The 26,328-nt window shown below is 35.9% G+C and carries 22 protein-coding genes; 11 read left to right on the top strand and 11 right to left on the bottom strand.

Annotated features, from left to right (window positions below):
- Positions 1 to 13: 13 nt before the first annotated feature.
- Complete coding sequence (locus FD33_RS08665) at positions 14 to 1,372, top strand: ABC transporter substrate-binding protein (RefSeq protein WP_056955911.1); 1,359 nt, start codon at positions 14 to 16, stop codon at positions 1,370 to 1,372.
- Between the two features lie 48 nt (positions 1,373 to 1,420).
- Here FD33_RS08665 and FD33_RS08660 read toward each other — a convergent pair whose 3' ends face one another.
- Positions 1,421 to 2,341, bottom strand: a complete 921-nt coding sequence (locus FD33_RS08660) for a DMT family transporter (RefSeq protein WP_025084764.1) — start codon at positions 2,339 to 2,341, stop codon at positions 1,421 to 1,423.
- Positions 2,342 to 2,471: 130 nt separating this feature from the next.
- On the opposite strand from FD33_RS08660, the gene FD33_RS08655 reads away from it, so the two are divergent.
- Both FD33_RS08655 and FD33_RS08650 read left to right on the top strand, forming a co-directional pair.
- The gene (locus FD33_RS08655) at positions 2,472 to 3,368 is read left to right on the top strand and encodes an ABC transporter ATP-binding protein (RefSeq protein ID WP_025084765.1); all 897 of its coding nucleotides are present in this window, start codon (positions 2,472 to 2,474) and stop codon (positions 3,366 to 3,368) included.
- Positions 3,361 to 4,581 (top strand): ABC transporter permease, encoded by a 1,221-nt coding sequence (locus FD33_RS08650; RefSeq protein ID WP_025084766.1) that lies wholly within the window; start codon positions 3,361 to 3,363, stop codon positions 4,579 to 4,581. Before FD33_RS08655 ends, FD33_RS08650 begins: the two co-directional genes overlap by 8 nt.
- A 99-nt stretch (positions 4,582 to 4,680) precedes the next feature.
- On the opposite strand, the gene FD33_RS08645 is transcribed toward FD33_RS08650, so the two are convergent.
- Entirely contained in the window at positions 4,681 to 5,400 is a 720-nt protein-coding gene (locus FD33_RS08645; protein WP_025084767.1) for an MIP/aquaporin family protein, read from the bottom strand.
- A gap of 329 nt (positions 5,401 to 5,729) precedes the next feature.
- Here FD33_RS08645 and FD33_RS08640 point away from each other — a divergent pair, with 329 nt between their 5' ends.
- Together FD33_RS08640 and FD33_RS08635 are read left to right on the top strand one after the other, a co-directional pair.
- Positions 5,730 to 6,674 (top strand): D-2-hydroxyacid dehydrogenase, encoded by a 945-nt coding sequence (locus FD33_RS08640; protein ID WP_025084768.1) that lies wholly within the window; start codon positions 5,730 to 5,732, stop codon positions 6,672 to 6,674.
- Positions 6,675 to 6,843: 169 nt separating this feature from the next.
- Positions 6,844 to 7,173 (top strand): hypothetical protein, encoded by a 330-nt coding sequence (locus tag FD33_RS08635; protein ID WP_193322515.1) that lies wholly within the window; start codon positions 6,844 to 6,846, stop codon positions 7,171 to 7,173.
- A 14-nt stretch (positions 7,174 to 7,187) separates the two neighbouring features.
- Here the strand turns inward: FD33_RS08635 and FD33_RS08630 are convergent, their stop codons facing one another.
- The 4 genes from FD33_RS08630 to proB all read right to left on the bottom strand — a co-directional run bounded on the left by FD33_RS08630 (position 7,188) and on the right by proB (position 10,324).
- On the bottom strand, positions 7,188 to 7,658 hold the full coding sequence (locus FD33_RS08630) for a GNAT family N-acetyltransferase (RefSeq protein WP_034543902.1): 471 nt from the start codon (positions 7,656 to 7,658) through the stop codon (positions 7,188 to 7,190).
- A complete protein-coding gene (locus tag FD33_RS08625) occupies positions 7,639 to 8,886 on the bottom strand; it encodes a glutamate-5-semialdehyde dehydrogenase (protein ID WP_025084771.1) in 1,248 nt (415 codons plus the stop codon). Before FD33_RS08625 ends, FD33_RS08630 begins: the two co-directional genes overlap by 20 nt.
- Before the next feature lie 183 nt (positions 8,887 to 9,069).
- A complete protein-coding gene (locus FD33_RS08620; RefSeq protein WP_025084772.1) occupies positions 9,070 to 9,495 on the bottom strand; it encodes a MarR family winged helix-turn-helix transcriptional regulator in 426 nt (141 codons plus the stop codon).
- A 16-nt stretch (positions 9,496 to 9,511) separates the two neighbouring features.
- Positions 9,512 to 10,324: a glutamate 5-kinase gene (proB, locus tag FD33_RS08615; RefSeq protein ID WP_025084773.1), complete on the bottom strand. Its 813-nt coding sequence runs from the start codon at positions 10,322 to 10,324 to the stop codon at positions 9,512 to 9,514.
- Between the two features lie 102 nt (positions 10,325 to 10,426).
- Between proB and FD33_RS08610 the strand changes: the two genes are divergently transcribed.
- The 3 genes from FD33_RS08610 (at position 10,427) to FD33_RS08600 (ending at position 12,857) form a co-directional block, all read left to right on the top strand.
- On the top strand, positions 10,427 to 10,705 hold the full coding sequence (locus FD33_RS08610) for a hypothetical protein (RefSeq protein WP_025084774.1): 279 nt from the start codon (positions 10,427 to 10,429) through the stop codon (positions 10,703 to 10,705).
- A gap of 1,050 nt (positions 10,706 to 11,755) precedes the next feature.
- The gene (locus FD33_RS08605) at positions 11,756 to 12,031 is read left to right on the top strand and encodes a hypothetical protein (protein ID WP_148299151.1); all 276 of its coding nucleotides are present in this window, start codon (positions 11,756 to 11,758) and stop codon (positions 12,029 to 12,031) included.
- A 73-nt stretch (positions 12,032 to 12,104) separates the two neighbouring features.
- Positions 12,105 to 12,857 (top strand): alpha/beta fold hydrolase, encoded by a 753-nt coding sequence (locus FD33_RS08600; protein ID WP_025084776.1) that lies wholly within the window; start codon positions 12,105 to 12,107, stop codon positions 12,855 to 12,857.
- Here the strand turns inward: FD33_RS08600 and FD33_RS08595 are convergent.
- From FD33_RS08595 to FD33_RS08585, 3 genes are all read right to left on the bottom strand, one after another.
- Positions 12,845 to 14,233 carry a DHA2 family efflux MFS transporter permease subunit gene (locus tag FD33_RS08595; RefSeq protein ID WP_034543904.1) on the bottom strand — a complete coding sequence of 463 codons (1,389 nt, stop codon included), beginning with the start codon at positions 14,231 to 14,233 and terminating at the stop codon, positions 12,845 to 12,847. The genes FD33_RS08600 and FD33_RS08595 overlap by 13 nt on opposite strands.
- Positions 14,233 to 14,658, bottom strand: coding sequence for a MarR family winged helix-turn-helix transcriptional regulator (locus FD33_RS08590; RefSeq protein ID WP_025084778.1), 426 nt, complete (start codon positions 14,656 to 14,658; stop codon positions 14,233 to 14,235). The genes FD33_RS08595 and FD33_RS08590 overlap by 1 nt, the downstream gene beginning before the upstream one ends.
- A 176-nt stretch (positions 14,659 to 14,834) precedes the next feature.
- On the bottom strand, positions 14,835 to 16,289 hold the full coding sequence (locus tag FD33_RS08585; protein ID WP_025084779.1) for an AMP-binding protein: 1,455 nt from the start codon (positions 16,287 to 16,289) through the stop codon (positions 14,835 to 14,837).
- 113 nt (positions 16,290 to 16,402) lie between these two features.
- Between FD33_RS08585 and FD33_RS08580 the strand changes: the two genes are divergently transcribed.
- Complete coding sequence (locus FD33_RS08580) at positions 16,403 to 16,771, top strand: PaaI family thioesterase (RefSeq protein WP_025084780.1); 369 nt, start codon at positions 16,403 to 16,405, stop codon at positions 16,769 to 16,771.
- A 1-nt stretch (position 16,772) separates the two neighbouring features.
- On the opposite strand, the gene FD33_RS08575 is transcribed toward FD33_RS08580, so the two are convergent.
- On the bottom strand, positions 16,773 to 17,294 hold the full coding sequence (locus FD33_RS08575) for a DUF308 domain-containing protein (RefSeq protein ID WP_025084781.1): 522 nt from the start codon (positions 17,292 to 17,294) through the stop codon (positions 16,773 to 16,775).
- A gap of 193 nt (positions 17,295 to 17,487) precedes the next feature.
- Between FD33_RS08575 and FD33_RS08570 the strand changes: the two genes are divergently transcribed.
- A complete protein-coding gene (locus tag FD33_RS08570; protein ID WP_056955910.1) occupies positions 17,488 to 19,212 on the top strand; it encodes a pyruvate oxidase in 1,725 nt (574 codons plus the stop codon).
- A 60-nt stretch (positions 19,213 to 19,272) separates the two neighbouring features.
- Here the strand turns inward: FD33_RS08570 and FD33_RS08565 are convergent, their stop codons facing one another.
- Positions 19,273 to 24,231, bottom strand: coding sequence for a beta strand repeat-containing protein (locus FD33_RS08565; RefSeq protein ID WP_056955909.1), 4,959 nt, complete (start codon positions 24,229 to 24,231; stop codon positions 19,273 to 19,275).
- 395 nt (positions 24,232 to 24,626) lie between these two features.
- On the opposite strand from FD33_RS08565, the gene FD33_RS08560 reads away from it, so the two are divergent.
- Positions 24,627 to 26,087 (top strand): APC family permease, encoded by a 1,461-nt coding sequence (locus tag FD33_RS08560; RefSeq protein WP_056955908.1) that lies wholly within the window; start codon positions 24,627 to 24,629, stop codon positions 26,085 to 26,087.
- Positions 26,088 to 26,328 lie beyond the last annotated feature (241 nt).

Here is a 26,328-nt window from a genome sequence, read left to right as displayed (position 1 = left end):
ATGGGATAGTCTAATGTCTAAGTATAAAAAACTAATTGTGTCTGTAGCAGTCATTCTGGGTGTTGTCTTGATAACTTTCTTTGGAAAGAATGTCTTTGCACAATCAAAACCGCAAGACAATCGTACACAAATTGTTTTCTGGCACGAAATGGGTGGTCCTGCCGAGAAGACTTTATTGAAATTAGTTAACAATTTCAATAAATCACAGAATGAATATCAAGTAATACCTAAGTATCAAGGCTCATATGACACTGCAATTCAAAAAATATTTCAAACTCATGGGACGAATACATCTCCAGCAGTTTTCCAATCTTCAAATGTTTCTACGGCTCAAGTTCTTCATAGTGAGTACACTACGCCGATTCAAAAATTTGTTGATCAAGATCATTATGATCTAAGCAAAATTTCACCAGTTGCTCGGGCTTTTCATGCTCAAGGTGGTAAACAACAGGCTATGCCTTTTAATACATCTCAACCGGTACTTTACTATAATGCTTCATTATTAGAGAAGTATGGAATTACACCACCGTCAGTTTCACCTTCATATAGTGAGATCACCAAGATTGCTAAAGAACTTTATGAGAAATCACATCATAAAGTTAAAGGAATGACGGTTCAAATTTATGGGTGGTTATTAGAAGAAGCAATTGCTAATTCTGGCGGAATGTTTGCTAACGAAAATGATGGACATACCGGAATACCAACTAAAGTTAATATCAATACTCCTGAATCTGTTGAATTCTTTAAATGGATTCGTGAGAATATTAAAGATGGTGATTTTATGGATTATGGATCCGGTTCAATGGCAAGCACAAACCAAACTTCAGGTTTCTTAACCAATAAAGTAGGAATGTACATTCAATCATCAGCCAGTATGAGTCAATTGAACAAGAAGAATAAAAACAAGCTGGGTATTACTTATTTCCCACATCCAGATGGGAAAAAAGCTAACGGTGTTTCTATTGGTGGAGCTGCACTTTGGATTTCTAATGATAAACCCGAAGCAGTTCAAAAGGGCGCTTATGAGTTTATCAAGTATACAGTTAGACCAGAAGTTCAGGCTGAATGGCAAAAATCAACTGGGTATATGGCTTTAAATAAAGATTCGCAAAAAACATCAATTTTGCAGAAATTCTATGCTAAGCACCCAGAAGGTAAAATTCCGGGGCAACAGTTAAACAACACAGTTCCTAATTATGGTAATTCTGGAATTCTATTAGAAGGAATGCAGACGATTCGTAAGTTGGAAGAAGACGCGATGGAAAAGATTTACCGTGGTGGCGATATTGAACATATTCTAAAAGGTAATGAAAGAACCATTAATGATCTGGTTTATAGTCAAAATCGAGCCAATGGTTTAACCGAGAAATAAACAAAAATACGTTGTCAATTCAAAATAGAATTGGCAACGTATTTTGTTTCAATTATGATTTTTATAACGGAACTTCAAACTAAAGAGATTAGGTGGTAAGGCCTGTAAGAAAGTGATTCCTAGAATTAATAAAGCACCAATCAGTTCAGCTCCACTTACTTTAGTATTCAATAACGTTACGGCTAGAACGGTTGCTGTTAAAGGTTCAAAAGCGCTCAGCATTCCTGTAGTTGAAGGAGTTAAATAGTTTAAACTCTGTAAATAGAATAAATATGAGAACATAGTTCCACCAGTAATAATGAAAATGATGGCAATCCAAGCAGTACCAGTTAAAGTAGGGACATTAGTTAAGTCGGCGAAAGGTGCAAAGACGATGCCACCTAACAACATAGACCAACCGGTGACAATTCGTGCATCAAAGCGTTTTAATAATTCCCTTGGCAAAAGCGTATAGGAAGCTTGACTCAAGCCGGCACACACTCCCCAAAAGATTGCTGCTGGCGATAACATTAATTGACCGATGTGACCGTGTGTTACTAGAAGGAAAGTTCCTAATAAAGCTAAAGCGATAGAAATAATATCAATTCTTCGTGGCCACTGTAATTTTCGTAGTGATAAATAAAGAATGATGAATAGTGGTCCTAAAAATTGCAGAACTGTGGCAGTAGGTGCATTGCCATATTTTATAGCCATAAAATAAGTATACTGGGCCGGTAACATACCTAATAATCCAAAGGCCAATAATTGAATAACGTAGCGTGGCTTTTTTAGAATAGCGAATAATTCTTTCGAATCAGCAAAATAACACCAAATGACAAGCATCAAACCGGCAAAAATTAAACGAATACCGACGATCCATTGTGTAGGGATGCTTTCTTCAGTGAAGAGGTATTGGGCAATACTACCAGAGAATCCCCATAAAACCGGCCCCATAATTGCATAGAAAAATCCTTTTTGTTTGTCAGTCATATAAAATCCCCCAAGACTCATGTTAATCCTTACTGTAACATAACTATTTTTATAAAAAAGGGCTTGCTTAAACACGGTATGGATAAAAGCCTGTATAATTTAGGCTAGTACAATACAAGGGGGAAAGCCAATGCTAAAGATAGATCATATTAGTAAACAATTCGGTGAGTTACAAGCTTTAAAGCAGGTAACGTTTGATGTTGCCGATGGTGAAATTCTAGGGTTGATTGGTCAAAATGGAGCTGGAAAATCAACTACCTTTCATAGTATTTTGAACTTTCTGAATTACCAAGGTTCCATTACTTGGAATGATAAACCAATTACCGAGAGTGTTTTCGACGAAATTGGCTATCTTCCAGAAGAACGTAGTTTAATGCCCAAGTTGACGATTGAACAGCAGATAATTTATTTAGCTCGATTGAAAAATAAGTCGACCAAAGAAATTAAACCAGTAATTGATAGCTGGTTGAAAAAATTTGCGGTCAAGGGAAATAAGAAAGATAAAATCAAAGACTTATCTAAAGGTAATCAGCAAAAGGTACAATTAATTTGTACTTTGATTCATGATCCTAAGTTAATTATTCTAGATGAACCGTTTAGTGGACTTGATCCCGTTAATTCTGATTTATTGAAACAAGCTATTTTGGATGCTAAAAAACGTGGTGCCGCGATTATTTTTTCTAGCCATGATATGGAAAATGTTGAAGAGATATGTGATAAGTTGGTAATGTTGCGTAATGGAAAAATTGTCTTACACGGAACTGTTCAAGAAGTACGTGATTCCTTCGGCAAGACTAGAATTTACGTTACAACCGATAAAACTATCGATGAGTTGGCTATGTTGCCACATGTAGTTGCGGCCAAACCATTAGAAAAAAGGCGTTTTGTTCTTTATTTAGATGAGGAATCATCGGGTAAAACCATTTTTGATGAATTAACAAACGGTCAGTACATTGAAGAATTCAGTCAACAGGCTCCAACTCTAAATGAAATTTTTAGAAGGAAGGCCGGTGAGAAAGATGAATAAATTATGGATTGTAACTTTTGAAACTTTTCTAAGACAAGTTAAATCGTGGAGTTTCGTCATGTTGATTCTGGGCCCATTTTTAATGTTAGGCATTACAATAGGAGCTGGATACGTAGGAGCTTCTAGTGGTGCCAATAGTTCTAATGTGGCAATCATCAGCTCACAGTCAACGTTACGAAAGAATTTCTTAAAAGAGAATTCAGATAATATCGATAAAAAAGTTACTGATGAAAAAACTGCTGCTAAGAAAATGAGAAAAGACAACTTAGCAGGTTATATCGTTTTAAAAGCTGACAATAAACAAGTGACAGCTAAATATGTAGGAACAACCTCATTGAGTTCGTCAATGAAATCAAAAGTAAATTCCTTCTTGGCTCAAACACAACAACAGTTGAATATGGCACAGGCTAAATTATCGAGTCAACAGTTGCAAGCTTTGCAACAACGACCTAAATTGACAGAGCATATCCAAGAGAAAGCTGGAACCGCTAATTTAGGAAAAATCATTTCTTTCTGGATCACAGTTATTATGGTTTACATGATTCTGATTACTTATACGAATATTACAGCACAGGAAATTGCTTCGGAAAAGGGAACCAAAGTTATGGAGATTATTTTTTCCAGTACTACAGCTTTGAAATATTTCTTAGGTAAAATCTTTGGTGTTCTGTTAGTTATTTTGACACAGATTCTTGTTTATTTAATCGGTGGCTGGGGTGCGTACATCTTTGCTGAGAATTCATCGCTAACCAAGTCATTTGTTGACGAATATCAATCGCTGATTAATTCAGTTATGCATAATTTGTTGAGTATTAATTTGATTTACCTATTATTAGGAGTGGTAATTTATACTATCTTAGCGGCCTTTTGTGGAGCTTTAGTTGCGAAAGTAGAAGATGCGTCTAAAGCTGCGCAACCAGTTGTTATGTTGAATCTGGTGGCATTTTTTGTCACATTTCCATTTCAAAATAACGTGGATTCAATCGTTGTTAAGATTTTGTCTTACGTTCCATTCTTCTCATCGTACTTCATGCCGCTACGTTTGATTAATAACAACGCTAGTGTCATGGAAATAACAATTTCACTCTTGATTCTCTTAGCAAGTATCATCTTGTTGGCAACGTATATTGGTAAAATCTATCAAGGCTTGATGTTGCAGACAGATGATTCTAGTTTTTGGAAGAGGTTTAAACGAGGATTGTCTTATAAATAGAAAAAGAGCTATAACTTCTGTTGTGAAGTTATAGCTCTTTTTTTTGTTTTGCAAAGTTCTGAAAATGCTCAAAATCTAATCGGTTTGTTCCACGTTCTTTTAGAAGAATGCTCCGTATAACTTAACGGCACAAACTGCACCCAAAATTGGAGCGACAACTGGAACCCAACTATATTTCCATTGTGAAGAACCTTTTGGATTTAAAGGTAATAAAGCATGCAATAGACGTGGTCCTAAATCACGAGCTGGATTCAAGGCTGGACCTGTTGGTCCACCAAATGAAACAACTAAACACATAACTAAGAATCCTAATCCGATAAAGTCGGCACGTGGATCGATGTGATCTGATGTCAAAGCAACGGCACCAAAAACTAAAATAAATGTTCCGATAAATTCATTAATAAATCCATTGATACGACTGTTTTCAGCATCGATAGTTGAGAATGTTCCCAAGATACTTTCGACGTTTTCGGTCTGATTGTAATAAGGTTTGTAGGCGGCAACGATCATTAATTGACCGAAGATGGCACCTAAGAATTGAGAGATGATATATGGACCAACTTCAGCCCATGGGAATTCGCCATTGAAAGCAAGTGCTAATGTCATAGCCGGATTAATTTGTCCACCAGAAATGGGACCAAACATCATGGCTGGAATCATAACACCGATACCATAACCAAATCCAATCAAGATCCACCCACCGTGGAAACCTTTTGTTCCTTTTAATTCAACGTTGGCAACAGAACCGTTACCGAGGGCAACCATGATGGCTGTTCCGATAAATTCAGCGACGCAACGTACTAACAACGTATAGTGCATAATAGATACTACCCCTAAATATAATTTGAATTTTCTCATTAGATTTATATTATAGTTAGTAAAACACGAATATTAAAATTCACTCAAAAATGGGTCAATCGTTTTTAATTCGCTCTAATTTGTCTTTCAAGAGTGCAAATTAACATAAAAAAATTGTCCCACCAATACGGGGCAACCATCACTAACATAAATAGTAAAATAAATCAAATAATGAGCAACGTGTAATATTGTATCATACATTCCGAATATTTTTTGACAAACAATTAAATATTGAGCAGTTTTTGCTATATAGTAGAAACATAACCTAAAATTAAAAATGAGGTAGAAAGATGAAAGTTCTTAGTTTAGTTAATTTAACCAAAAAGCAACGAGAGAAGATTGAGTCAATTTCTAACATTGATTTACAAGTTGTATCTCCCAAACAGGTGACACCAGAAGATCTTGATGGTGTGGAAGTACTTTATGACTGGTCCAATACGTTGAAAGACGCTGTAGTTAAAAGTGAAACTTTAAATTGGATTCAAGTTGTTCGTGCAGGTGTTGATGCACTACCATTGCCTGAATTGAATAATAAGGGTGTTATTTTAACTAATGGTTCAGGTGCTAATGCGATTAATATTGCGGAACAAACTTTGGCCTATATGTTAATGTTTGTTCGTCGCATGAATTTAACAGCCAGACATCAAGATGCAAGAGAGTGGAAACACGATGAAGGTTATGACGAAGTTTATAATAAGACTGTCATGATCGTCGGTGTTGGCCATATTGGTACTTTGATTGCCAAATATGCTAAAGCTCTAGGTATGAAGACAATCGGTGTTCGTCATAGCGACAAACCTGCTGAATACATCGATGAAATGATTCCTATGTCAGAACTTTCTAACAGAATCAACGAAGTTCACTTTGTGATCAATGCTTTGCCAGACACTGATGAGACTTTGGGTATCTTTAATAAAGATTTATTTGATGCCATGTCTAAAAAGGCCTATTACATTAATATTGGTCGCGGAAAAACAACCAATATGGATGATTTAGTTGAGGCATTGAACGATGAAGCTATTGCTGGTGCAGCTTTGGATGTAACTACACCTGAACCATTGCCAAGTGATAGTCCACTTTGGGATATGAAGAACGTTATTATCACACCACATGATGCAGGGGCGAGCGTTCATTATGAAGAACGAGCCTTTGATATTTTTAAGCGTAATCTTAAGTCATATGTTGAAAATGGTGAAGTTGTTGAAAATGTAGTTAATTACTCACTAGGTTATTAAAATGTTTTCGCTTACAGAATGAAAGTAACTTGAGAAATTCGACAGAAGTATTTAAAATTGGGTTAGATATATGAAAGGAAAAATAATGTTATCTAGTGACTATTTTATAGGATTCATGTCGATTTTCTTGTTTTGGCTCTTACTTTTACTTTTGGAAATAATTTTAAACATGAGAAACACGATAATAGAATTATCTTTCTTTTCTGATGAAAAACTAAGTACATTAGATAGAAAACTAGATCAGCGCTTTGGAGCCCGATTTCAAGGACTCTTTGAATTTATTGAATTTTTGATTATCGGTTATATCGTCTATGCAGTGTTGACTGATTTGAGATTCCAAGGGTTTCAATTGGATGCATCATTGTTTGGGCAGATTATCTTTTTATCTGTTATTGTTGTAGCCGTAATGGTGGGTGACATACTTTTGATTGCTAAAGATTTACATATCTATAAATTTATTAAGCACTCGGTTGCTCTATCTAGAAAGAACTCCAATTAAAAAGGTACTTCCGTTTAAGGAAGTACCTTTTTGAGTCTAATCATATCTTTTAAAACTAGTTTATTTTCGATAATTGGTTCGGAATAGTTATCAACAAAAAAGTTGGAATCAATGTTAACAACTCGGAAACCACATTTTTGATAAAGGTAGAGTTGTGCAAAACTAGTGCTGCCAGTACCAATTTCAATTGTTTTATAATTATGAATTTTAGCCCAATCACAAGCAAAGTTAACTAAATCCTCACCTAAACCATGATTACGAAAATTTTCATCCACAGCAATATTCACAATTTCCACTGTTTGTGGATGAGTGTCTAACAGTAAAATTACACCCAATAAACTTTTTCCACAGACTAATTCAAATTTGTGGGCCCGCGGCAAATAGCTTTCAATTATTTCTTGAGACGGATCGGCCTCTAAAAATAATTGCATGTGCTTATTGGTAATTTGGTTGATAGTTTGAATTCTATTTTCTGATTTGTCCATCGCCTTGTACCAAATACTTTGTCGTTGTTAATTCGTTGGCACCCATAGGACCTCTGGCATGAAGTTTTTGTGTACTGATACCAATTTCTGCGCCAAAGCCGAATTGTTGTCCATCAGTGAATCGAGTTGAAGCATTAGTATAAACAACTGCAGCATCAATTTGTTTCATGAATTGACGACTGCTACTGTAGTTTTCAGTAATAATGGATTCACTATGTTTAGTGTTGTATTTGTTGATATGCTTAATAGCATCATCAATTGAGTCAACGATTTTAACGGCAATAATATAGTCATCATACTCGGTACCCCAGTCCTCTTCGGTAGCAGGAACAATGTCAGGAACAATGGCCTTAGATAAAGTGTCACCACGAACTTCAACACTGTTAGCTTGTAAGGCATCATAAAGTTCAGGCAAGAATTGATTAGCAATATCACGATGTAAAATTACTTTTTCAGCGGCATTGCAGACGGAAGGGCGTTGAACTTTTGCATTGATGATAATCTTGAGGGCTTTGTCTAGATCAGCATCCTTATCAACATAGATGTGGCAATTACCAGCACCAGTTTCAATAATAGGAACTTTAGCTTTGTCGACGACCATCTTGATAAATTTCCCACTACCGCGAGGAATTAAAACATCAATGTATTGATTCAACTCCATCATCTTTTGAGCTGTTTCATGACTGACATCATCGATTAATTGAACAGCATCTTGATTAATACCGACTTTTTGAAGAGCATGACGTAAAGTTTCTGAGAGGGCAATGTTAGAATTGATGGCTTCCTTACCACCGCGCAGAATAACAGCGTTACCGGCTTTGAAACACAAACCGGCAGCATCAACGGTAACGTTAGGACGAGCTTCGTAGATCATCCCAATAACACCTAAAGGTACACGTTCTTGAGTAATGTCGAGTCCACTAGTTGTTTGCCAACCGCGATCCACTTTACCGATAGGGTCGGGTAGTTCGACCACCTGACGTAAACCATTAGCCATATCATTGATGCGATCAGGTGTTAACAATAGACGATCGAGCATCGCTTTTTTAGTACCATTTTCCTTAGCTTTGTCGTAGTCCTCTTTGTTGGCCGCAACAATTTCTTTAGTATTCAATACTAAACTGTCAGCCATAGTCAAAAGGGCCGTATTTTTTTCTTTGGAACCTAGTTGTCCTAATTCAAAGGCAGCATCTTGGGCTTTTTGGCCCATTTCTTCGAGATTAGTCATTGTATCCTCCTAAAACGCTTTCTAATGTTTTAAGTATATCAGTTATTGGAAAAAGTAGTTATAGCAAAAAAATAGTGGACTTATGTCCACTATTTTCTTGTCTAAGTAATTTTAATTTATTTGCGTTGTGTTGCTGTCAACGTAATTAGTATTCTACTCTAATTTATGTGGCTGCCAACATATTTAACCGTTGCTAATATTTTGACTAATTTTACCAATCATTTCTAAAAAGAGACGTTGTTCTTCAGTACTCAAACCCTTAGTAGTAGTTTTTTCTGCTTCTAATAAGATGGCCTGAAGTTTTTGAGCCAGTTGTACGCCACTGTCAGTCAAACTAACAAGAGTTATACGTTTGTCTTTTTTAGATTTAGAGGTTGTTACTAAGCCAGTTTTGGTCATGCGACTGATCGATTTGGCAATAGTTGAATGATCAACGCATAAAGTGGTGACTAATTTATTTTGTGAAATATTATTATTTTTGAATAATTCCAGTAAGATCATATCTTGACCAGGGTAGAGTCCTAAGGGACGAATCTTTTTAGTAACGAGGTTCTTGTAACTGGTAATCAAAGTAACGATAGCTTTGGCAATTGGATATTCGTTATTCATATTTTCCTCCTAGGGATCATTGAATGTTTTTGGAGAAGAGAGTCCCAACTGCATCACCGGAAAGAATATTGAAGATAACATCAGGATTTTTACCATTTGTAAGGACCATCTGCTGGTTATGTTTCAAAATTAGTTCTGCGGCTTTTAGTTTAGTTGTCATACCACCAGTGCCGTATTTGGTTCCATGTCCACCTGCAGCTGCAATAATATCAGGATTAATTTTACTAATACTGTTGATTAAATGAGCATCGGGAACTTTAAGCGGATTTGCCGAATAGAAACCATCAATATCTGACAACATAATTAACAAGTCAGCATCAACCAAATTAGTTACGATAGCGGATAATTGATCATTATCGCCAAATTTAGTGTGATGATCCAACTCGGAAACGGTGACAGTATCGTTTTCGTTGACGATAGGAATAGCATTGTCCATAGACATCAATTCTTGGAAACTATTCATCACGTTAGTATGACTTTCGGGATAATCGATTATATCACGAGTGATCAACATTTGGGCAACTGACATCCCATATTCGTGAAAGGCCTCGTTATAAATTTGCATCAATTCAGCTTGACCAACAGCTGCGACGGCTTGTTGTTTGGAGATTTTAATTGGACGCTTATCGATTCCCAGTACTCCCATACCGACACCAATAGCTCCAGATGAAACGAGAACGACATCTTTACCATCTTTCTTTAAAGTGCTAAGTACATGAGCTAGTTTCTTAATAACTTCTAGATTGATTTTGCTATTTTGACGAATCAGAGTGCTAGTACCAACTTTGACTACGATTCGGTCACCATAAATTTGGCGCTTATTTTGCATTTTTTCCATCCTTTAAAAATAATTGATTAAGATTGTTGACTATTTACCACTAATATTATTATGCTAAGGCAAGAAGTGAAATAAGAAAAGGGTGTATTTAAATTGTATAAAGTATTAATCGTACTTCACGAAGGCGACGACTATATCAGAATGAATAAAGTTTACATTGAAAGTATGCCCGTGGCTGGACAATACATTATTCATACGGATGGTTTAGCTTATTATGTAGAGGAAGTAACCACTTTTGTCGGTTATGTAAGTAGTAAAGGAGCTATTGCAATAGTAGTTGTTCATCCAGCCCCTAAAGATTCAGCTGTTAACAAGTTATATGGTGTAGATATTGAACGGGATTTAGATGATCCTGAATATAATAAAAAATAAATAGTATTTTGAGATTCCAAATCAAAAGAACAGCTTCTATTAAGTATTCAAGACGTTATATATTTGAATGTTTCTTGATGGAAGTTGTTCTTATTTTTTATTGTTTAAACTTCATAGTTGAGTACATTCCCGATTTTTGTTCCGGACTGAATTCTGTTTCTATTATTTATATTGAGGTAATTAATAGATAGCTATCTGTTAGTTAAATTAAAAGCAGCATCCATTTTTTTAGAAATTTGGAAAAGAGACAATACATAGAATGTGTTTACTAGTTCGAAGTAGCAAATCCAATTGGTCTCAGCCGTGAAATTGTCCTTAGTGGATTTCCCACTTAGGACAAGACCAGTATTTGAGATAATTGTGAACTTCAATTAGCTCAAATCTGTGTCCACAGCGTTCCAGACCAATTGGATTTGTTGCGGAGGACGGAATATTAATTCTAAAATTAATAAAAAAACGTAATTTACAAATGTAGGCTTGTAATTCTGCTACTTTAGTTTTAAATATAAAATAGTAAGTCTATATTTGTAAACTTTATTTTCGGGAATTGGTCTTATCCAATGTTTATGCGTTTTAGAGCAAAAAAATAAAGGCCTACCACTAGCCTTTATTTTGCGAGAAATTTAAACCAGAGCCTACCACTAACTCTGATTCCTAAGCAGTTGAGAAGGAGTACTACTCTAAAAGGATAACAATGAAACATTGTTAGGTTAATACATCTCGCCTATATAACCAAATTAATTATAAGTCTGATATAAATTTATTTCTACAATTCAGGAAAATAATTTGAGCAAAAAAATAAGATTTTAAAAAGAATCATAAATTAAATACACTATTTTGCTGTATTTGATGACGTCAATGACAGGGGATACATTGAATGTCATAATCTAAGTACATGTAGAATACTGATATTATATAAGTTGTTCAGAAAAGTATAAGTATTTTATATAAAATTGGAAGCATATTAATGACATTTTGATACATAATGGACATTGATAAAGAGAGATTATTGCATATTGAGGATATTTTATAGAGAAGGGTGGTATGACTTTGAAAGAAGTACGCATTTCTAGTGTTGAACGTGATAACTTTATTCGATCAGTAGAGGAATCTGTTGGATCTTTTAACTTGGGTTGTGAAGGATCATTAATAAATCTAGTATTCAAGCACTTGGAGTTACTAGAGTATAATGACAGTTTGGAAGACGAGTTGAATAACTTCCGACATGATTTGATTGAATATGATCTCAACACGGGTCATCGTCACAATCGTGATGTAGAAGAATTATTGTTTAAAATTAAAAATCGTAATTTGCCATATATATAACATACTGTAGGAATATTTTATATTCCTACTTTTTTTGTGTCTGATGAGATATATTATGATCATGAGGTGCAAAATGTTAAAAATAATTCCTAGATCTATCCAAGATGTGCCAACATTAGAAGTTATACAAGAAGAACTAATTAATGAACCTTTACCATTAGTGATTTTCTATCATGGTTGGCGATCGGCTAAAGAACAAGTTTTAACACAGGCTAGAAAGTTAGCACAGAAGAATATTCGGGTCGTTTTACCTGATGCACCTAATCATGGGGAACGTCATGCGGATGTTTCTTCAGTGCCTTCAGTGACTTTCTGGAACAGTATTCAAGGCAATCTCAGCGAATTCTCTCTTATTTGTCAGTATTATCAAAAAAATAATTTAATCAAAGATCAAAAAATCGGTGTTGGTGGTTACTCAATGGGTGGCATCACTACGGCTGCTTTATTGACACAACATCCAGAGATTACCGCTGCAACAGTAATCATGGGTACACCTAACTTAAAAGGGTATGCTCAATTGATTATTGATGATGCGAAAAAACGTAATTTATACATGCCAGTTGATTTTGATAAATTAATAGCTTGGATCGATAATTATGATCTCAACAGTCAACCTGAAAAGATTAATCGTCGTCCGGTTTTATTTTGGCATGGAACTAAGGATCCACGAATTCCTTATCGCATGTCAAAAGATTTCTTCGATAATTTACAGGGGAAAACTTATGGCGAACAAGTAGCTTTTATTACTGGTTACAGAGCGGGGCATTTGGTGGAACCGAGATTAATGGATAAGATTGCTAACTTCTTTGAGTATTATTTGGAATGATTTGTTTTGGGTACAAAGATAAATAAGATACAAAGATTGATCAATCCTAAGATTACTAAAACGATGAAAGCATGTTGAGTACCGATGGCAGTTGATGCAGCAGTACTCAAATGAGAATTATTTTGGCTTTGAGCAATAATTGCGGATACGATTGAAGTACCAGTGGCTCCAGCAAACTGTTGAAGGGTATTGAATAGAGCATTACCGTCGGCTTGGTCGTTATTTGAAAGGTATTTGAGACCATCCGTCATAATATTACCAAAGGACATGCCCATGCCTAACATATAGATAATGTAGAACCAAATAATCATCGTGTTATTTAATTTCAGACTGAAGATCGTGAAGATAATCAGAGAAATGTTAGCTAAGGTTACACCGGATAGAATGGGAATTCTGGCACCGACTTCATCCAGAATCTTTCCACCTAAAGGAGCTAGAATAGCACCAACGACACCAGCGGGAAGCACTGCTAAACCAGCAATCGTGGCATTATTTCCATTAACTAATTGAATATAGTTAGGCAAAATAAAAGCAAAGCCCAAAGATAGGATTTGAAATAAGAAGAAACTGAATAGGTGACCACTGAAAATGTGATTCTTGAGGACACCTAAATTTAATAATGGCTCAGCCAGACTGTTGGAGCGGAGAATGAACCAGACTAAACCAATAATTCCAATTACAAAAGCTAAGATAACGATTAAGCTCATTTGACTCATGTTACTGAAACCAAAGATAAGACCAGTAAAAGTTAGAATCAAAGCAATTAAACTTGGCAAATCAAATTTGGACTTTTGCAAGGGAATTTTTTGATTGATGTTCTTAATTCCTAAGAAGAAGGAAATAATCAAGATAGGTAGTAAAATAATGAAAATATAACGCCAACCAAGGGAACTGACAACTAAACCACCAAGAGTAGGTCCAATTGCAGGGGCCACGGCTGTGATCAAGGCTCCTAGTCCCATCATCAAACCGATTTTGCTTTCAGGAACGTTCTCTAAAATAATATTGAACATCAAGGGTAGAGCAATTCCAGTTCCTAGTCCTTGAATAACACGTCCTAAAAGAAGTGCAGGAAAAATAGGAGCTACGGAATCAATTAGAACTCCAAGAATGAAGAAGAGATTTGCGTAAATAAATAAAGTTTTAGTTCTAAAATTACGTTTAAAAAATGATGATAAAGGAACAATAATGGCAACGGCTAATAGATAGATTGTAGTCATCCATTGAACCGTTGAAGTAGTGATGTTGAATTCCTTCATCAAGGTGGGAAAGGCAATGTTCATTGAAGTTTCAACAATGACCCCACAAAATGACATTAGTCCTGCTGCAATAACTGCTAGTAGAACTTTTAACGGTATTTTTTCTTGTTTTTCCATTATTTTTCCTCCTGAAAGGCTTGAAATTTGAGAAATTTTTCAACAGTAGTTAATTCTTCAGTGGTGAAGTTTGCTTCTATTGCTTGTTGCTGATGTAGCATATATGTACTGATTTTTTCTTCAAGTGCATGCGCTTTGTCAGTTAAGTAAACTGATTTTTGACGAGCATCTAATGTTGACGGTACACGAAGAATTAGACCCTTTTTTTCCATTCGTTGGAGAGTGATAGTAGCGGTTGAACGCTGAATGTAGAATTCCTGTTCAATATCACGTTGGAATAATTCTTGATCTTTATGGTGACTTAGAAAGTCAATAATCGACATCTGAACCCAAGTGGTGTCGTACTTTTTAGCAAAGGCATCAAAGCGACGAGTTAGTTGAGTGGATGCAATCTTTAGTAAGGTATTGGTGTTTTTTGATGTCATAAGAAACCTCTTCAAAATAATCGTTAGATGTCTAACGATTATCTATCTTACTCTCCTATTTTTTTGAATGCAATATAAAATATATTCTATTCAATAGAGATTAAATTCTATACTAATCATAATTAAAAAAATCCTGTGAGGCTTATATGTAACTAGCCTTACAAGATTCTTAATGTCTATAAAATTTTGTATCTCATTTCAAATAATTTAGTATGTAAAACTTTGCCACTAGTAGTTTTAGGAATTTTATCAACTAAACGAAATTCAGTAGGAACCTGATAATCTATTAAATTGTGTCGACCAAATTCCTCTAGAGTAGCGCCACTAAGATAAGCATTCGGTTTTAATTCAATGTAAGCCACTGGAACTTGTTTTTCTAAATTATTATCAATTCCAACAATACAAATATCGACAATGCCGTTGATACTACGGTAAATATTTTCGATTTCACGTGGATAAATAATTTTATTGCCTCGATAAATCAATTCAGACTTGCGTCCTTTGACGTAAAGAAAATTATCTTCATCTAAATAACCCATGTCATCAGTTTTAAAGAAGCCATCTTTAGTAAAGCGTGATTGATACAATTGACGTTTATTGAGATAACCGATGGCGATGGTAGGCGATTTAACTTCAATACAACCAATATTATCTTGATTGATGTTGGTAATTCTTATTTGTTCTGTAAAAAAAGGTTGTCCGCAGGATCCAGTCTTTGCTTCAGCATCATTAAAACTTAAAGCAGCAATATTGGAAGTTGTATCAGTCATTCCGTATGATTGCAAAACAGGGATGTTAAGCATGTTGCAACGCAAGATAGTCCAATTATCGACTAAACCGTATCCTAAGAAAACACAACGAAATTTAGAATTGTAGTTTTTTCCTTTAGGCAAAGTATTTAATAAATCCCGCAACATTGGTGATGTTAACGAAATTATGGTGGCCCGTTCGTTGATAAGAACCTTGTTTATCTGATTAATATCAAAGCCGTCAATTAAGTAAACACCAATACCATAAATTAGTGAGCGCATAATGACAGAGAAACCAGGAGCATTGAAAATTGGTAGCGTTAAAACCCAAATATCTTGTTTACTAATGCCTAAACTCAAAGAAGTTCCCATAGCAGAGAAGAAAAAATTGCCATAAGTCAGCATAACACCGATATCATTGTTATCATTAGGGGTGTAGAGAATAGCTGCAACCTGATTATTGTCGAATTCAGAAACTGGCACGTAATCAGAACTTTTGTTAAGACTTAAAATATCGGACATTAAAGTCTGTGACCAGTTAATTTTAGTAACTGCTTCTGTTGGAGCAGAATCGCTGATCAAGATAGTTTTAGGCTTACAATCGTGGATTTGATAGTTCAATGAATCAAAGGAAAGCTCAGTGTCAAGCATGATTGTCCGTGCACCTAATTGTTGAAGTGCTAGAATGGCAACGTAACCGTTGAAACAATTATCGGAAAATAATGCTACAGGATCATTTTTACGAATTCCGCTAGTGAATAATTTGCTAGCAAATAGCTGGACACACACATTTAGTTCTTCAAAGGTGAAATCTGCATGTTCTAGGATTAAAGCCACCTTATTTGGGTCTAATTTTGCACGTTTGACTAGCCAGTTTTCCAAAATGTGACCTCTTTTCCTTTAGTAATTTGATATTATTAAAATTGCTATAACTTGATTGTAAAACATTTGAAGAATAAAATTTTAACTAATTATGAAAAAAATTGAGGTAAAAAATGAGTTTGCTAAATGATTTAGGAATTGAAGTAGTTGAAGAAGGAAAACATAAAGTAGTTTTGCAGATGGATATCAATGACGAACATCTACAAATGGAAGAAAAAAAAGCTGGTAGCATCAATGCCATGCTGTCGGAAACGGCCGCTAGTATTGGGGCTAATTTGAATATGGAAAACAATGATACAGCTGCCATTTTGAGTGTGTCGCTCCATAACCTCAATTCATTGAAAATCGGTAAGATTCAAGTAGAAGCAATCTCAATCAGAAATGGTAGTAATATTCAAACATGGCAAGCTACGATTCATTATGAGGATAGTGCTATTACCAACAGTTTAAGTACTATTACCTTAAAAAAAATCCAGATCTAACTTAATGACGATAGATTCTGGAGTTTATAATTTCGAAAAAGGCTAGTACAACTAGACTTAATCCGAATAATTGATAAATAAAAATAATTGTTTTAGAAGGGTTCAGAATAAACACAATACCTGCAAGCATTAGAAGGGCTGAGTAAAAATAGTCCAAGTAGGGTGTTATCTGAACTCTTTTTGTCATCTCATGAGAATCCCGAAATTGGTTGATGCCATTGACTAATAAGATGATACCTAAAACTGGTGGCACTAGATTAACAAAGAAACGTGCAAATAGCAAAACCCCTAGAGCCAAAAATAAAGCGCCAACTCCTAATCCGATAGCGATATTGTTTTCCCCTGTACTCTTACGAATGCTTAAACCATCGATAATTGATAGTACGCCATAGATAGCAATGTAAGTGGAAACGATATAGATGATGATGTCGAAACTTTTTATCGGTGCAATGACAATTAAGACACCTGCCACCAATAAAAAAACAAATCGCAACCAACGATAAAGTTGGAACTGCTTAACCATATTGTGATCCCCCTAAAAATGTCTAAATATATGATAACAGAAAATTGAAAAAAAAGAATTACTGATAAGAATAATATTCACAAACTGAGTTATCAAAATATAAGTAAATTGATATGTCGGGACGTGAGCATATTGCTTTTATTGTGAAAATGTTATGGTACGGTATAGGTAACTGATACTAGGAGGGACAATTATGAGTGTTCGTGCATCTGATAAAATGGTTGAAGTTTTAGAAAAATGGGGTGTCGATAACATTTACGGAATACCGGGTGATTCCGTTGATACAACAATTGATGCTTTGTATCGTTCACAAGATAAAATTAAATTTACACATGTTTTGCATGAAGAAGTGGCTGCATTGTCAGCTGCCGCACATGCTAAATTAACAGGCAATTTAGGCGTCTGTTTGTCGATCGGTGGACCAGGGGCAATTCATCTACTAAATGGTCTGTATGACGCTAAAATGGATCATGCACCTGTTCTAGCAATTTTAGGACAGGTTCAATCAAAGTTATTGAATACTGATTTTTTCCAAGAAGTTGATACGCACGTTTTGTTTGAAGACGTTGCCGTCTACAACAAAATTATCATGGATCCACAATCGTTACCAAGAATCATGGATGAAGCGATTAGAACAGCCATTGCTAAAAAAGGTGTCGCTGTTTTAACAATTCCAGATGATATTCCAGCTCATATGATTAAGGACAACTTCACTCCCAATGTTGATAACTTCAAGTTAGACGATTATAAAGTTAATGATGATCAGATCAAAGAAGCTGTAGAAATGATGAAGATTCATTCTAATCCGATCGTACTAGCTGGTGTTGGTATTAAAGATGCAAAGGCTGAAACAAAAGAGTTTATTGAAAAATATAAATTGCCAATCATTTTGACGATGCCTGCCAAAGGGATGGTGGATGACGATCATCCATATAACCTAGGCCAATTAGGTAAATTGGGAACTAAACCAGCCTTTGAAATGATGCAAAAAGCTGATTTGGTAATTATGTTAGGAACTGATTATCCTTACGCACCATATTTGAATAAGAAAGTCGATGCCATTCAAGTCGATATCAATGCTGATCGTCTAGGAAAACGTCGTCACGTCAACTTGGCTATTCAAGGTGATACTAAAGAAGTTTTGAGTCGTTGGAATGAATTAGGTGAACCAGTCAAAGAACGTCACTTCCTAGACTTGGCTGTATCAAAGATTGGTCAGTGGCACAGTTGGATGCATGACGTATATTCTAAGAAGCATGATGGTGTTTTGCCATCATTGATGTTCCACAATCTTAGTAAGAGTGCACCTCGAGACACTGTTTGGTCAATTGATGTCGGTACTTCAACTGCTTTTGGCGCTAGATTCTTAACTGCTAAATCTAGTCAGATGTATACCATTTCAGCTTGGTTAGGAACTATGGGATGTGCTTTGCCAGGCGCAATTGCGGCCAAGATGGATATGCCTGATCGACCAGTTTATGCGATTGCTGGTGATGGTGCTTTTTCAATGGTAATGCAGGACTTTGCAACGGCGGTGAGATATAACTTGCCAATGCTATTTGTAGTTTTGAATAACAAACTCCTAGCCTTTATCGAATATGAGCAACAATCAGCTGGACAACAAAATTACGGTATTAGTTTACCAAATATTGATTTTGCCAAGTTTGCTGAAGCCTGTGGCGGTATCGGTGAGAGAATCACAACTGATGAACAGTTCTCTGAAGCAATTGCCAAGTATCGTAACCCTGAAAAACCAGTTCTTTTGGATGTAGCAGTTAATGATGAGGCTCCACTTCCTGGTAAAATTATGATGGATGAGGCCCAAGGCTATGCTAAATTTGGTTTTGGTCACGTTGTTGATAAGAAGAGCTTGCCAGAATTACCACCAATGAAAGAAATTTTACGTTCATTCTTATAAAATCGAGATGCAAAAACCCGCAAATCTTTTTAGATTCGCGGGTTTTTGTGTGTCTAGTTATTAACGTCTGATATCAACATCATCAGCTTTAACAAATTCATCAGTAGCGACACGATAGTACTTTACACCATTAATGTAAGTAGTAGCGTCGGCTAACCAATTAGAACTAGCACCAAGAGTGCGTTCCTTAACTAGTTGACCCTTGTCGTTGTAAATGTTTTTAGCTGAATCAGCATGAGTTGTAACAACCAACTTGGCTGGTGTGTAAACATAAACATCATCGGCTTTAACAAACTTGTTAGTAGCAACACGGTAATATTTATCACCATTGATATAAGCAATACTGTCAGCTTTCCAATTAGAGTTGGCATTGAGGTCGTAGTTTTCGACTAATTGACCTTTAGCATCATAAACTTTTTTACTTGAATCAGAATGAGCTGCCACGGTCATCTTAACTGGTGAATATACATAAACATCAGTGGCCTTAACAAATTCGTTAGTAGCGACACGATAATACTTTTCACCTTTAATGAAGTAAGTCTTTCGATCGGTGACCCAGCTTGAACTTGGAGCTAATGTCTTATTAGCAATCAAATCTTCTTCGGCTCTGTAAAGTGGTTTAGCAGAGTCATTGTAAGTTCTGATGTACAAATTCAAAGCTTCATATGGGTAAGCTTGAATAGTTTTGACGAATTCATTAGTAGCGACACGGTAATAAGTTGTTCCACCAATTGTAATAACGGCATCGCTCTTCCAATTAGTGTGGTGAGGAAGAATGCGATTCTTGATTGCTGCCATTGTATTGTTAGAATCGAGACCATAAACTTGAACATCAGGTTTGTCAGCATAAGTAGTAATTGTCTGATTTTTCATTTCAAGAGTAGCTTCGTTGCCAGTAACGTTTGAATTATTGTTGTTTGAAGGAATCTTTGTGTAAATGACCTTATCAGCAGTACTAATGCTGCCATCAGGATTAATAACGGCCTTAACTGTTTTGACGTTTGAATTGTAACCATCAATTGTTGGTACAGCAACTTCTAAGGTATCTCCGACTTTGCCACTTAAGCCAGTAACTGTTTGAGTGGTATCTTTAGAATCTTTAGTTGCAGGGATATTTAAGGATTGATTGTTAATTGGGTTACCGGTGTATGTAACTTTTTCATCAGGTGTGACGGTTCCATCAGGGTTCATAGTACCGGTGATAGTAGATTTATCCGGAGTATATCCTTGAACATCGGGAACCTTGATAGTTACACCGTTTTTGTTGTCGACTGTACCGGTTAAATCAGTAATAGTCTTATCACCATCGGGTGTGCTGATAGTGATTCTACCATTGTTAACAGCATTAGGAGTGTAATTGACAGTTTCACTTGGTGTAACAGTTCCATCGGAGTTCATAGTACCAGTGATAGTAGATTTGTCAGGAGTATAACCTTGAACGTCAGGAACTTTAATGGTTACTCCATTTTTATCATCGACAATACCAGTTAAACCAGAAACAGTTTTATCACCTTTAGATGTACTAATAGTAGTTGAGGCATCTTTAATATTGTTTGGTGTGTAGTTAACGGTTTCGTTAGGAGTAACGGTTCCATTAGGATTCATAGTACCAGTGATAGTAGATTTATCCGGAGTGTAGTCTTGAACGTCAGGTACCTTAATAGTTACTCCACCTTTTTTATCAACAGTACCGTTTAAATCTGAAATTGTTTTACTACCTTTAGGTGTATTGATAGTAGTTGAGGCATCTTCAATGTTATTAGGAATGTAATTAACAGTTTCATTAGGAGTAACAGTTCCGTCAGGATTCATAGTACCAGTGATAGTAGATCTATCAGGAGTATATCCTTGAATATCGGGAACTTTAATAGTTACTCCGTCTTTTTTGTCAACGGTACCGGTTAAACCAGAAACAGTTTTATTACCCTTGGATGTGCTGATAGTAGTTGAAGCGTCTTTAATATTGTTAGGAGTGTAGTTAACAGTTTCATTAGGAGTAACGGTTCCATCAGGGTTCATAGTACCGGTGATAGTAGATTTATCAGGAGTATAACCTGGAACATCAGGAACTTTAATGGTTACTCCGTCTTTTTTGTCAACGATACCGGTTAAGCCAGAAACAGTTTTATCACCCTTGGATGTAGTGATGGTAGTTGTGACATCTTTAATATTGTTAGGAGTGTAGTTAACAGTTTCATTAGGAGTAACAGTTCCGTTAGAATTCATAGTACCAGTGATAGTAGATTTATCCGGAGTATAGCCTTGAACGTCGGGGACCGTGATAGTTACTCCACCTTTTTTATCAACAGTACCAGTTAAACCAGAAATAACTTTACTACCTTTAGGTGTATTGATGGTAGCAGTACCGGTATCTATCTTTTTAGGGGTGTAAGTTACGACATCTGTAGAAGTGATGGAACCACCTGGGTTCATAAGTCCAGTAACTGTAGATTTGTCTGCTGTATATCCCTCAACGTTAGGAACATTGACAGTTACAGTTTCACCAACTTTACCACTAAGATGATCAACGTGCTGATCACCGAGATTAGATTTAATTGTAGCTGGTGAGTCTGTATATGCAACGCCAACATAGTTGACTGGTTCTTTAACTAAAACTGTTTTACCGTCAGGTTGGATAACACCTTTAACAGATTCGGGGCTAGTATAACCTTCCTTAGTTGGAACTTTGACATCAACAGTGTCGCCGACATTACCAGAAATTCCGTCAACAGAAATATCTGGTAGCTTCGTAGTGCCATTTTGAGTTGCTTTGATTGTTGCGGAAGCATTAGTTACTGGGTTACCTGTATAAGTAATGTCCTGATTTGGATCTAAGGTAATAGTTCCATCAGAATTAATAGTACCAGTAATTTGAGAGGGACTTGTTGTGTAACCATCTACCTTAGGAACATCAATTTTAACTGGCCCAACAGGACCAGTGACACTGACAGTTCGGTTAGGTAAATTAGACTTTATGGTTACAGTATTAGTGTATTGTTTTTGTGAATAAGTTGGATTGTCAAAATCAACATCACCTTTGGAATTAATAGTTCCGGTTATAGTACTAGGAGTGACATCATATCCAGCAACGGTTGGAGTATCAAAAGTAACTTTATCACCGACTCGTGGAGCTTTACCAGCATCATTTTTAATACCGGTGATTTCCTTTGTGGAACCGTCTGGTAATGTTACAGAAGCAGTCCATTTATTAACAGGATCGCCTGTATAAGTAATGTAATAGTTGGTTGTGGCAGTGGTGTCGTTAATGATTGTTCCATTGACTGTAGAAATGTCAGATGTATATCCAGGGATTTGAGGAATGCCAACATTAGTAACCGCACTGTTAAGAGTTCCCTCAACAGAAAGATTTTGATTACCAAGGTTAGAAGGAATTGACATTGTGGCGGTAATCATTTTGACAGTTTCACCTGACTTGGGCTCTAAAGTGAAACTAGGGGTAATTTGTGGAACATTCTCTTTTGTGAATAGAGTCCCAAGTGTTTTGCCATTATTGTTTGCTGTCATTGTTGAAAAGATAACGCTGTCTTTACTGTCATACCAGTGATTTGATTTCATTGATGGAAGATCTGTATAATTTTTAAAACGATCAAATGGAGATAAAGTAATACTCTTTAAATTTGTACCATCGAACATTCCTTCACCTTTAGAAGAGTCTCCAGTTTCATTATCAACAGTACTTAAACTCATGCTCCAACTACTTAAATCTAATGTTTCTAGACTTTTATCATTTTGAAACATACCAGTTAAGTTTTTATGATTATAAAATTGCCAGTATTTAAGACTGATTGTTTTGAGGTTAATGTCGTTTTTGAACATGAATGAAGCATCAGAAGATTTAGCCATGGCTGTATCGGTTTTAGTAGGTAAGTCAATTTCAGTGACAGAGCTGTCATTCAAAAACATTTTGCTAGAGTTTTGAACAACATAGAAATTAAGAGATGAAAGATCTAATTTTTGATTATCGCTAGTATGCGTTTCTCCCACATTTGTTGCATCCACTAAATTAGTATCATTAGCAAACATACCAGAAGTGTTGGTTGTATTAGAAGTATCAAGATTATCGATATTTTCAATATTCTTTAAATTAGTAAGGTTAGCAAACATGTGGTTCATATCAGTAGCAGCTGTAACTTTACCATCAAAAATAATGGTGTTGATACTGTCAGCATTAGTTGCCCACGGAGAAGTTGGGGTAGTTGATTCAGTTGTAGTACCAGTAGTTGAACTGCCGGTAGATGTTTTATCAGTTGATTCACTAGTCTTGTTAGTTGTAGTTGCAGTATTGTCAGCTAAAGCAGTTGTGGATGATGCTGTACCAAGATGAAGAACGCCATCAGCAGAAATATACCAAGGGGTAGTTCCTTGGGTACTTTCAGCGATATTTCCATCAGGTAAAGTGGCAGCTTCTGGTGTAATTGAAAGAAGTTCTGCCTTAACACCTAAATTGGTCAATTTGGTTTTTGAAATCGCTAAATTAGTAGCTAAAGTTTTTTCGGCTACAGGAGTGTCTTTAGATTCAGTTGTAGTTGTGTCAGAAGTGGTTTTAGAATTGACATTTTCAGTAGTATCAGCTTTTGAAGTATCTGCCTGTGTACTATTAGTTGAAGACGTACCTGCTTCAGGAGTAGCTGTTTGTGTTTCAACAGTCCCTGATGATTTTGTATCAGTAGTTGAACTTACTGGAGTAGCATTTGCTTTAGGTGTAGCAGTAATCTGATTTGCTCTTGTTTCTTTGGCAGTATTGTCAGTAGTAGTGCTGGCAACTGCAGCAAGTTTATCTGTGGCTGATTGAGTTTCCGTCGAAGGGGCTTTAGCAGTCAAAGTTGTTTGTACTTGGTTATTAGTTGTATCAGCTTTAACCAAAACACTTGGTGCACTTAGTAGGAACAATCCCCTTGCGATTGAAAGGCTACTAAGGACAACCCAATTTTTCTTTGATTTAACGAGGCGCTTTTTCTCGATAGTATTTGGATCATGCTTTAATTGTTGGAATCTCATAATTATTACCCCTTTATTCTATAAAGAATATAAAATATCACGGTATTGATTATAGTTCTCTGCTATTTTTATAATTTTTCAGAAACGATAAATAATTCTTAACAAAAATGAAATATTTAATGTCACTAAAAGTATTAATAAAAAATTATATTTGTGATAAAAATAAATCATTTATACACAATGGTATATACAGAATTAATATGGATCTAATTTATCGAAAAAATATATAGCTAGGTTATATATTGAAAATTCAATCTTCCTAGTTTTGATACTGCTTTCAGCTTTTATAAAAATCTTGCAAGTAAATTAAAAAAACATTAAAATAAGACGAATTATATAAAATAGTAATTTGAATTATTTAATACAAGATTTCTTGTAAGAAGGGATGTTTATATATGAGAAACCTTTTTAGGCGTTTAACCCTAAAAGAAGATCCGAGTATCTATGAAGATAAAGATTCACATCTAGTGAGAGTTTTAACTGTTAAGGACTTTTTGGCTTTGGGAGTGGGGACAATCGTTTCAACTTCTATCTTTACTTTGCCAGGGGTTGTAGCGGCTCAACACACGGGTCCGTCAGTTGTCTTTTCTTTTATTATTGCGGCCATTGTAGCCGGGTTAGTAGCTTTTGCTTATGCGGAAATGGCGGCAGCAATGCCATTTGCAGGTTCAGCTTATTCATGGATCAATGTTATGTTTGGAGAATTTTTTGGCTGGATTGCTGGCTGGGCTCTGTTGGCAGAATATTTCATTGCTTTGGCATTCGTTGGCTCAGGGCTGTCAGCCAATTTTCGAGGGTTACTAGAACCGATTGGAATACATTTTCCCAATGCGATTGCCAATACTCTTGGCAGTAATGGTGGCGTTTTGGATTTAGTCGCTGTTATTGTAATTGCGGCCGTGGCATGGTTACTTTCTCATGGAGTTAGTGGTGCTGCTCGAGTTGAAAATATTTTAGTAGTTTTAAAAGTTTTAGCAATTTTAGCTTTTATTGTCGTTGGATTAACGGCGATTCATATTGAAAATTATGTGCCATTTATTCCTAAGTACCATTTAAATAGCGATGGAACCGCCTTTGGTGGTTGGCAGGGAATTTATGCCGGTGTTTCGATGATTTTCCTGTCCTATATTGGTTTTGATTCAATTGCGGCTAATTCAGCCGAAGCTAAAGATCCGGGTAAGACGATGCCACGCGGTATTTTAGGTTCATTGTTGATTGCCGTGACTTTGTTTATCGCGGTGGCCTTAGTTTTAGTGGGAATGTTTAAATACTCTTCATACGTTAATAATGCAGAACCTGTTGGTTGGGCTTTACGTCAAGCTGGACATCCATTGGTGGCTAGTGTGATTCAAGCCATTGCAGTTGTCGGGATGTTTACAGCGTTGATTGGTATGATGTTGGCAGGTTCACGTTTAATTTATTCCTTTGGCCGTGATGGAATGTTGCCTAAGTGGTTAGGAAAACTTAATCAGAAAAAACTTCCTAACAATGCATTATTGGTTTTATCAATTGTTGCTATTATTTTAGGTGCTGTCTGTCCATTTGCCTTTTTGGCACAATTAATTTCAGCAGGTACCTTGATAGCCTTCATGTTCGTTTCATTAGGAATCTACCCATTGAGAAGAAGAGAGGGCAAAGATATTCAAGATCCAGATTTTAAAATGCCACTTTATCCAATTTTGCCAGCTCTAGGCTTTCTGGGTTCACTGATTGTTTTCTGGGGCCTAGATATTCAAGCAAAACTCTATGCCGGCGGTTGGTTTGCCATCGGTCTAGTTATTTACTTTGCCTATGGAATGAGACATTCAACATTAGGCAAAAAATCTCAAGAAAAACAAAAAGAAGCTGCCAAGTAAATGGCAACTTCTTTTTGTTTCTCGCCCCGAACGATTGTTGATCATCCAATCCATCGAATGGGTTCGAGTAATAATTTTGCATACTTAGTATAACAAGAGATCAAGCAAAAATAAAGTCAAATTTCAATCGAATTTGTTATACAAAATGTATAAAACGAGAAATATCTTACGAAACATATCTTTATCGGCTCTTTGTCAAATCGTATTGATGAATAGTTTTTGTATAGAAGACAACCTCATG

The sequence above is a fragment of the Companilactobacillus paralimentarius DSM 13238 = JCM 10415 genome, assembly GCF_001434985.1.
GTDB lineage: Bacteria > Bacillota > Bacilli > Lactobacillales > Lactobacillaceae > Companilactobacillus > Companilactobacillus paralimentarius.
Note: the sequence above shows the minus strand (reverse complement) of the source record. Positions and strands in the feature narration are given on the sequence as shown.

What these genes read in the sequence shown, in the direction of transcription:
- FD33_RS08580 (WP_025084780.1), top strand. Translation starts at nt 16,403, where the DNA reads ATGAGTTTGCTAAATGATTTAGGAATTGAAGTAGTTGAAGAAGGAAAA.
- FD33_RS08635 (WP_193322515.1), top strand. Translation starts at nt 6,844, where the DNA reads ATGAGAAACACGATAATAGAATTATCTTTCTTTTCTGATGAAAAACTA.
- FD33_RS08655 (WP_025084765.1), top strand. Translation starts at nt 2,472, where the DNA reads ATGCTAAAGATAGATCATATTAGTAAACAATTCGGTGAGTTACAAGCT.
- FD33_RS08595 (WP_034543904.1), bottom strand. Translation starts at nt 14,233, where the DNA reads ATGGAAAAACAAGAAAAAATACCGTTAAAAGTTCTACTAGCAGTTATT.
- FD33_RS08565 (WP_056955909.1), bottom strand. Translation starts at nt 24,231, where the DNA reads ATGAGATTCCAACAATTAAAGCATGATCCAAATACTATCGAGAAAAAG.
- FD33_RS08650 (WP_025084766.1), top strand. Translation starts at nt 3,361, where the DNA reads ATGAATAAATTATGGATTGTAACTTTTGAAACTTTTCTAAGACAAGTT.
- FD33_RS08575 (WP_025084781.1), bottom strand. Translation starts at nt 17,294, where the DNA reads ATGGTTAAGCAGTTCCAACTTTATCGTTGGTTGCGATTTGTTTTTTTA.
- FD33_RS08560 (WP_056955908.1), top strand. Translation starts at nt 24,627, where the DNA reads ATGAGAAACCTTTTTAGGCGTTTAACCCTAAAAGAAGATCCGAGTATC.
- FD33_RS08625 (WP_025084771.1), bottom strand. Translation starts at nt 8,886, where the DNA reads ATGACTAATCTCGAAGAAATGGGCCAAAAAGCCCAAGATGCTGCCTTT.
- FD33_RS08630 (WP_034543902.1), bottom strand. Translation starts at nt 7,658, where the DNA reads ATGGACAAATCAGAAAATAGAATTCAAACTATCAACCAAATTACCAAT.
- FD33_RS08665 (WP_056955911.1), top strand. Translation starts at nt 14, where the DNA reads ATGTCTAAGTATAAAAAACTAATTGTGTCTGTAGCAGTCATTCTGGGT.
- FD33_RS08570 (WP_056955910.1), top strand. Translation starts at nt 17,488, where the DNA reads ATGAGTGTTCGTGCATCTGATAAAATGGTTGAAGTTTTAGAAAAATGG.
- FD33_RS08645 (WP_025084767.1), bottom strand. Translation starts at nt 5,400, where the DNA reads ATGCACTATACGTTGTTAGTACGTTGCGTCGCTGAATTTATCGGAACA.
- proB (WP_025084773.1), bottom strand. Translation starts at nt 10,324, where the DNA reads ATGCAAAATAAGCGCCAAATTTATGGTGACCGAATCGTAGTCAAAGTT.
- FD33_RS08640 (WP_025084768.1), top strand. Translation starts at nt 5,730, where the DNA reads ATGAAAGTTCTTAGTTTAGTTAATTTAACCAAAAAGCAACGAGAGAAG.
- FD33_RS08620 (WP_025084772.1), bottom strand. Translation starts at nt 9,495, where the DNA reads ATGAATAACGAATATCCAATTGCCAAAGCTATCGTTACTTTGATTACC.
- FD33_RS08600 (WP_025084776.1), top strand. Translation starts at nt 12,105, where the DNA reads ATGTTAAAAATAATTCCTAGATCTATCCAAGATGTGCCAACATTAGAA.
- FD33_RS08660 (WP_025084764.1), bottom strand. Translation starts at nt 2,341, where the DNA reads ATGACTGACAAACAAAAAGGATTTTTCTATGCAATTATGGGGCCGGTT.
- FD33_RS08590 (WP_025084778.1), bottom strand. Translation starts at nt 14,658, where the DNA reads ATGACATCAAAAAACACCAATACCTTACTAAAGATTGCATCCACTCAA.